The organism is Kitasatospora sp. NPDC059327 (genome assembly GCF_042752535.1).
In the GTDB taxonomy this organism is placed as follows: Bacteria; Actinomycetota; Actinomycetes; order Streptomycetales; family Streptomycetaceae; genus Kitasatospora.
The window spans coordinates 1-7,089 of the sequence record NZ_JBHYYB010000195.1 but is presented as its reverse complement, the minus strand read 5'-3'; the positions used below and the strand labels follow the sequence as shown (position 1 = coordinate 7,089).

Genomic DNA, 7,089 nt, shown 5'->3' with positions numbered 1-7,089 from the left:
CTTGTGTCCGCAGAGGCCGTGTGCGGATCACTCCGTGTTGGTATGGAGCTGGCGAGTCTCGGAGCGGGCGTTTGCCGCACTGACGATGCGCCGTGTTGCAATGCGGGCGTTCTCGCGTGACGGAGACCACACTTGCGGGTGACGGGCGGTCAGGCCAGAAGCAGTTCGGGTCGCGTCGGTGATGCGCTCCTCCTGTTTCAGTAGCCCCTGACGAGGAGCTTGGCTCTGGTCTGGGGCCATGTGGTGTGCAGGTAGTAGTCCTCGGCGGCGCGCCAACGTGTGATCCACTCCTCAGGGTTCTCGCCGCGTCCTCGCATGCGCTGTAGGCAGACGCCTCGCGGGGTGTCGACGTAGGCGGTGAAGTGGTAATAGGGGGCCAGCTCCGGCCGCGCGGCGTAGACCCCTTCGACGATCACCGCGGTTCCAGAGGCGATCTCGCGCCAGGCCCCGAGCTGTCCGGTGGTCCAGTCGTAGAGCTGGTAGCGGGCGTCTTGGCCGTCCCGCAGCGGGGTCAGGACCTGGTCCCGGAGACGTTCCCAGTCGAAGTAGAGGTGGTAGCCCTGTTCTGCGTCGAGTTGTTCGCGCTCGCGGTCGGGCATCGGACGGTAGAAGTCGTCGACGTGGACGATGACGGCGCCGTCGAGGTATCCGGCCACCGCCGTAGCCAACGTCGTCTTGCCTGAACCTCCAGTGCCATCGATGGCGACGATCCTGGTGGCCCCTACGGTCTGGGACAGTTGCAGGAGGCCGTCGGCAACGTCCTTCGCTCGCTCCGTCACGTCCACGAGTTGCTGATGCGTCCACAGCTCGGTGGTCCGCGCGGCACTCGACAGCACAATCTCCTTTGCTTCCCCGAGGCCGACTCCGAGCAGTTCCCGGGTAACAACAATCGAGTCCAAGACCCCAGCCCCGAGGTCCCGCAGCCGCCGCTGGACATGTTCCATGCCCTCGCCTTGGTCCAGCAGCGGCTCACATTGCTCAACCAGGTTGGCAAGTCGTGCGGCACGCTCTGGAGAAAGGCCCCGGATGTTTTCGAACATGAGAACTCCTTGTGGGCGGCGTGCAGGGCGGAGACAAACTACTTTCTGTGCACCTCAGGGGGCCACTTCTTTCCCGGCCGGCTGACACAGGTCGGTCGCGTCCGTGAGTCAGCTGGATGATCCGATCGATGTGCTGCGGGCGGTAGGAAGCCGGGTCACGCGGCTCGCCGCCGCGGCGGTCTGTCGGAGGTGGACAATCTCTTCATGCTGGGCGGCGAGCCGGGCGAGGGCCTGAGCGCGGAAGTCTGTGAGCTCCTCGACAGTGCCGTCCGCTCGGGCGAGCCGGGCCTTGAGATTGGTGACCTCTGTCTTGAGCCGCTCGATCTGGGCGTTCCTCGGGTCGGGGGTCTCTCCGATGGCTTGGAGGGAATGCAGCCGGTGTTCGAACTCTTCCCGGAGGTGGGCATAGGGACGGGTTCCGTAGAACGCGGTGCGGTCGACGGCGGCCTCGCGGGCGAGGGTCTTGATGTCGCAGGTGCCGCCGGGCGGGATCTCGCCGCGCAGGAGACGGTCCATGGCGGCCCGGATGCGGTTCTCGTTCTCGGTCCGTTGTGCTGCGGTGATCCTCATACGGGGTCCTCGGAGGGTTGGTCGGTGGCGGCTGCGTCGATCTCGGCGACGACCCGAAGGGCCCGGTCGTAATCGTTTCGCAGGCGGGCGTGTTCGGTCCGGCGGGTCTTGCCCAAGTCCCCGAGGAACGTCCTCGTGCGCTCCGCGTGCTCGGCCCAGACGGGCCGGTGGCAGGGGTGGTGGGTGGCCTGCGGGCAGCGGGCGGAGTCACACATCCCGACCAGTGGCCGGTCGGCGGTGGGGGTGCCGGCGAGTTTGAGGCAGAGCGCGCGGGAGGGGTCGGTGAACCAGCAGAAGTTCGCCGGGCCGATGTGCAGGGTCTTGGCGCGCTTGGTCAGCAGGTTCAGCACGTCCCGGTCACTGCGCTGGGTTCTGGGCGCCGGTGCTGCGGTCGGTTCGAGCTTCTCGTCGACGCTGGCGAAGAACTCGGTGAGGCTGCGGGCGCCGGGGCCGGCGGGCAGGATGCCCTGCTGGTAGTTGCGGAACTCGGCCAGGACCAGGTCCAGGTTGCGGTCGCTCTCGTACTTGTTGACCTCGGCCAGCAGTTCGGCCTGGGCTCCGCCGGGGCGCGAGCTGTAGCCCTCGGTCGTGGCGACCGCGATGTGCTTGAGGTGGATCTTGGTCGCGAGGACGCCTCCGGGCCGGTAGGCCATCTCCAGGGCCAAAGTGCGCCTGAGCATCCTCAGATTCACGGGCCCTGGGGGGATCGGCGCGAGTCCGATTCGTTGTCCGGCCTGCGAGTTGACCCAATTGCGGAACCAGCGGTAGCGGACACTGAAGGCGAACCGGCCGAAGAGCAGGACGCCGTCCTCGGGGTTCTCGTGGAGCTGTTCGGCCAGTTCGACGGCGCGATAGACCGGCTCGATGACGACCCATTCGTCGTCGGTCCCACCGAGCGGCTGGCCTTTGACGACCTTGCTGGCGATCCGGTAGCGGGTGAAACCGGCGACGGGCTCCTCGGGTGGGCGGCGGCAGCCCACGCGCAGTTCCATCAACTCGCTCGCACGCATTCCGGAGATCGCCGCCAGGACGATGATTGAAGCGGTGCGGACGATCCCGAGCAGGGCGACCGCCTGGGGGCGGTGAAGGGGGACGGTCCACGGCAGGGCGGAGGTCCCGTCGGCGGCGGTGACCTGCTCGGTTTCTCGGGCGAACGCTTTCTCCACTCCGACTGCGGCGACGGTGGTCTCCAGTCGGCTCCGTAGTTCTGGGAGCCGGCGCGACCAGAACTGGCTGAACCCGGCTTGCCGTGCCAGCACCCCGGTGGCCACCCGCAGCAGCGGATCATCTGGAGACCAGCCCTCGGCCAGCCGGTCGGTGACGTAGTGCTCGGGCACCATGGGCAGTGGTGTGCACGTTCGCTCGTACTCGTCCAGCAGCCTGGTAACGTCGGTGCCGAAGGTGGGGCCGCCGTGGCTGAGCCCTTCCGTCTTGGTGGAGGAGGCGAGGTCGGCCGCCCGCACCTCCCCGGCCAGTGCGACGGCGTGCGGGCCCAGGGCGGAGACCAGGTAGAGGGCGGCGGCGAGCATCGGCTGCAGGATCTGGTCCTGGACCGGCTGGGTCTTGTTCTCGGTCCTGCCGCTGGGCATCTCGGCGACCGCCGAGGCGGTGGCGCCGCCCCAGGGCCGCAAGTCCGCAGGAACGCGGTCGGCGCTGAACAGTTCGCTGTAGTTGACCAGGTCGACGGCGACCTGAGCGGCCGCGCGCCGGGTGCCTGGACTGTTCTCGCCGACCACCGTGCCGCGCTCGTCGCGAACGTAGCGGCGGTGGGCCAGGTATGCCTCGCAGATCTGGGTGTCGACCTGCTGCAGGCTCGGGACGCCCCGTTCGCCGAGCCAATGGAAGAACCGGGTGAGCTCGTCCAACCGTCCAGCGCAACTACGTAGGTGAAGGGCTGTGCGGTGGGCGCGTGGCAGCGGGGCCACCGCCGGATGCCCCGGGGCGAGCATCGCAAGGACCAGTTCCTTCGCGACCAGCCGCCACCGCGGGTCGGTGATCGCGGTGAAGTCGAAGCGCCTGGTGCAGAGGGCGAGTTGGACCGGTAGGCCGACCACGTCGGTGAAGTCCCAGGCGTCATCCTTGAAGAGCGGGCGGCACGTGGTCTTGGGCAGCGTGAACCCGGCCTCCCGACAGACATCGGCGCCAGCGAAGACCGAGGACCGGTCGTTTTCGGGGTAGGCGACGGCAGTCGTCATGCGGTCATCTCCTCGGGACGCAGGGGCAGTTCGTCGTCCCTGTCGGCGACCTGTGCTGCGGCAGCGGCCAGGAGCGCGGGGTCGAAGCGGTCCAGGACCTGCTGGATCCGGGCGGCGTAGGGGCCGAAGACGGCCATGAACTGAGCGGCTGGCATCTGCTGCCACTGCCGGGAGAAGAACGCCTTAAGCCGCAGCAGGTTCACCGCGTGGCGCGGGGCGAACACCGCCAGCGGGCAGAGCAGACAGACCCACGGCCTCGCGGGACAGGGTTTGCCCTTGGGACCGTGCAGTCCCGAGAGCTGGTCGCCGCAGGCAGCGGTGAACACGTCCCGCGCTCCGCCGACCAGCTCGGCGACCGCCGCGTCGTCCAGGTCCATGGCCGCCACCAGCTGCGGGTAGCCGGCGGCCAGGGCGACCGCGTCCTGCTCGGTGATCACCGTGGGCGGGTGGGAGCGACGCAGCAGATCGTGCTGGGCGTCCTCGACGATCGCCTCGACCGCGTGCTGCTGGGCCGGGGTCGTCGCGGTCAGGTAGTGGTCGCCCTCGACGGACGGCGTATGGTTCGGGTCGATGGTCGCCCGGCCGCTGCCGGTCCAGGTGCCCTTGTCCCGCATGGCCTGATGGGTGGTGCGGATCCGGGACCGATGGACCTTCAACGGGCGCCCGTCATCCCCGGTCAGGCCGTGGCGAAGGACCCAGCGCTGGACCGCGACACGGTCGATCCGCCGCACTCGCCGATCTCCACCGGCCCGGCTCACCCCCAACCACAGGCGGCCGCGTTCTCCCGCGGGCACGAAACTTCGCAGCAGCTCGGAGTGGGCCAGCCACTGCTCCAAGAGCCGCACCGCCCGGCGCGGAAGGACCAGACTCTCCTCCGCAGTGCGGCGTTTGACGTAGGAGAGCAGGACCGTGGAGTCCCCGGCCCAGTCGATGTCCTCGGTGACCAGTTCCTCAATGCCGTCGGGCACGATGCCCGAGCAGACGCCGAACAGCAGCCGGTAGGCGATCAGCACGTCCAGGTGCGGAAACAGGGCCCGCGTCGCGTCATGGAAACCGCCCCGGTTGTGCACCACCGCGGCCGAGACATCCACGTGCTGCCCGAACGCGCGGATACTGACCGGACCCACCCGGGCCAGCAGCCACCCCAGATTCCCCGGCTTCCACCCACCCTCGCGGGGGTGACGCCCCTCGGCGGCAGCGGCCAGGGCCTGCCGGTGGGCGGCGTAGGAGTCGTCGACCAGGGTGCGGCAGACCTCGGTCAGCCGCTGCCACTCCGCCTCCGAGTAGGGCGGCAGCACCTGCCGGTTCGGCTGCGGATTGAAGTGCCGGCCAGCCGCGAGCTCCATCACCCCGGGATCGAGGACGCCGCCGACCTGGGCGAATCCCTCCAGCAAGGCGCGGGTGTGAGCTTCCAGCCGGCGGGGGCTGGCCATCCAGAACTCGGCGAGTTGCCCGCGCCGCAGCTGGGCGGCGCCGCCGGTGAACCCTCGCTCGGCCAGGGTTCGCACCATGTTCCGCAGAGCCTGGACGTAGAAGTTGACTGTCCCGGCCGAGTCCGCCGTGCCGTGCGGATGGATCAGATCGACCAGGCCAGTGGCCAGATCCCTGGCCAGGCGCGGGTTGGGGAGCCCGTCCAGGGAGTACTCGGCCCGACCGCCGTCGCTGAACACACAGCTCAGGGAGAGCGGCTCGTCGATGAGCATCGTCGGCATCACACGCCCCCGTCCTGGTCGTCAGCGAACTCGTCCGCAGCCTCGTTCTCGGCCTCCGCATCGCCGGTCAGCCCGGCTGCCGCCCCGGCACCCTCGTAGGCGTCCCGGTAGATACGGGTGGTGTCCAGGCGGCGGAGGTACTTTTCCGTCGTCAGGACGGTGGAATGGCCGAGAAGGTCACGTAGCACCAGCAGCGGGTCGGCCTTGGAGAGGTAGAAGACCAGCGCGACATCAGCGTCGGTGTCCCTCACCAGCTTCGCGGCCTGCCGGTAGTGCCCGCTGACCAGGTATTCCAGGGTCCTCATCGAGAACGTGTGGCGACATCGGTGCGGCCAGACGTGCGGAAAGCGGGGCTCGAAGCGGGCCCGGATCCGGTCGGATGTCCGCTCGAAGACCGTCGCCCAGGCGGTGAACGGGCCGCCCCCGTTCTTGACGGCCAGCAGGCACGAACCGCCCTCAGGAGCGACCAGCCGACGCCGCTCGGCGCAGGTCAGCGACTCCCAGGGGCGCCGGATGCCGTTGATCCGCCCGCCTCGGGCATCCGGGTCGGTGACCAGCAGCGGGTCGCCCCACCGCCGCGGCGGCCGCCAGGGCGAGCCCTCGGCCGTGGCCGCGCGGTCCAGCTCCAGGTAGTCGCACACCGCAGCCAAAGCCTCGTAGGAGATCCAGGTGGTGCGGAACTTCTTCCCCTTGGTGATCCCGGCCGGCACCGGGAACGGGATCGGAGCTGTGGTTGGCGCCGGCGGCAGCGCGGGGATCTCCCATGGCAGGAGATGCGTGAACTCCTGCAGCCGCAGCCCGGTGGCCAGCGCGAGGTCGCCGATCGCGGCGTTGCGGGCCAGCTCCCGGCCGTGGAAACCGGTGTCCTGCGAGCCGTCCGGCGCAAGCCCGCGCAGTCCCTTGCGGAACAGCTCGGTGAAGTCCGGCTCCAGGTACTTGATCGTCACATGCGGCTTCGGCGTGCGGCGGACCGCCAGGTTCACCTGCACCTGCCGGCCGGTCCCGGCGAACAGCGCCCGCGCGGACCGGTAGGTGAACGGCTCCGCCGGCGCGTACCCCTCCGCCATCGCCCACCGGTAGAACAGCGACAGGATGCTCATGTGCTGGCCCCACGTCGTCGCCGCGAACCGCGCCGCGGCCGACCCCGCAGCCCGGTGCTCGGCATACCGGCTCAATCCCGCCTTCAACCGCTCCCGCGAGTCGAACAGCCCCACTCCGTGCTCGGCCAGGAACTCCGTCCACGCCTTGAGCACCCTCGCGTAGTTCTCCCACGAGCTCGGCGCCGGTGCCCCGCTCGCCGGTAGCTCGCGTAACCAGCGGTTCACCACCGCAGCCGGGCGCGGCGCGGCCGGGCCGTCCTCGAAGATCAGGTCGTCGTCGACGAGCACGGGCATCCCCTCGGGGATCAGCGGCCGGTGCTCGATGTCCCAGGACTGCCAGCCGTGGGAGGAGAAGAAGGTCAGGATCACGAGCGCTGACAGTAGAAACACCACACGGCCCGAGGCAACTCACAAACCCCAAGGCCACAGCCTCACTTGGGGCTAATCACACACGGGAACTAAGCGGAGACAA

5 protein-coding genes are annotated in these 7,089 nt (G+C 69.3%); all 5 read right to left on the bottom strand.

The annotated features are described in order from the left end of the window. Positions 1 to 197: 197 nt before the first annotated feature. The 5 genes from ACFXHB_RS43925 to ACFXHB_RS43905 all read right to left on the bottom strand — a co-directional run bounded on the left by ACFXHB_RS43925 (position 198) and on the right by ACFXHB_RS43905 (position 6,986). Positions 198 to 1,040, bottom strand: coding sequence for a hypothetical protein (locus tag ACFXHB_RS43925; protein ID WP_380582721.1), 843 nt, complete (start codon positions 1,038 to 1,040; stop codon positions 198 to 200). A 108-nt stretch (positions 1,041 to 1,148) separates the two neighbouring features. Beyond that, positions 1,149 to 1,610, bottom strand: coding sequence for a hypothetical protein (locus tag ACFXHB_RS43920; protein WP_380582719.1), 462 nt, complete (start codon positions 1,608 to 1,610; stop codon positions 1,149 to 1,151). After that, complete coding sequence (locus tag ACFXHB_RS43915) at positions 1,607 to 3,805, bottom strand: site-specific integrase (protein ID WP_380582717.1); 2,199 nt, start codon at positions 3,803 to 3,805, stop codon at positions 1,607 to 1,609. Before ACFXHB_RS43915 ends, ACFXHB_RS43920 begins: the two co-directional genes overlap by 4 nt. After that, positions 3,802 to 5,517, bottom strand: coding sequence for a hypothetical protein (locus ACFXHB_RS43910; RefSeq protein ID WP_380582715.1), 1,716 nt, complete (start codon positions 5,515 to 5,517; stop codon positions 3,802 to 3,804). The genes ACFXHB_RS43915 and ACFXHB_RS43910 overlap by 4 nt, the downstream gene beginning before the upstream one ends. Next, positions 5,517 to 6,986 carry a site-specific integrase gene (locus tag ACFXHB_RS43905; protein WP_380582713.1) on the bottom strand — a complete coding sequence of 490 codons (1,470 nt, stop codon included), beginning with the start codon at positions 6,984 to 6,986 and terminating at the stop codon, positions 5,517 to 5,519. The genes ACFXHB_RS43910 and ACFXHB_RS43905 overlap by 1 nt, the downstream gene beginning before the upstream one ends. Between the last annotated feature and the right edge of the window lie 103 nt (positions 6,987 to 7,089).

Bases quoted from the DNA above. Each gene is read 5' to 3' on its own strand.
- ACFXHB_RS43915 (WP_380582717.1), bottom strand. From the start codon at position 3,805: ATGACGACTGCCGTCGCCTACCCCGAAAACGACCGGTCCTCGGTCTTC.
- ACFXHB_RS43925 (WP_380582721.1), bottom strand. From the start codon at position 1,040: ATGTTCGAAAACATCCGGGGCCTTTCTCCAGAGCGTGCCGCACGACTT.
- ACFXHB_RS43920 (WP_380582719.1), bottom strand. From the start codon at position 1,610: ATGAGGATCACCGCAGCACAACGGACCGAGAACGAGAACCGCATCCGG.
- ACFXHB_RS43910 (WP_380582715.1), bottom strand. From the start codon at position 5,517: ATGCCGACGATGCTCATCGACGAGCCGCTCTCCCTGAGCTGTGTGTTC.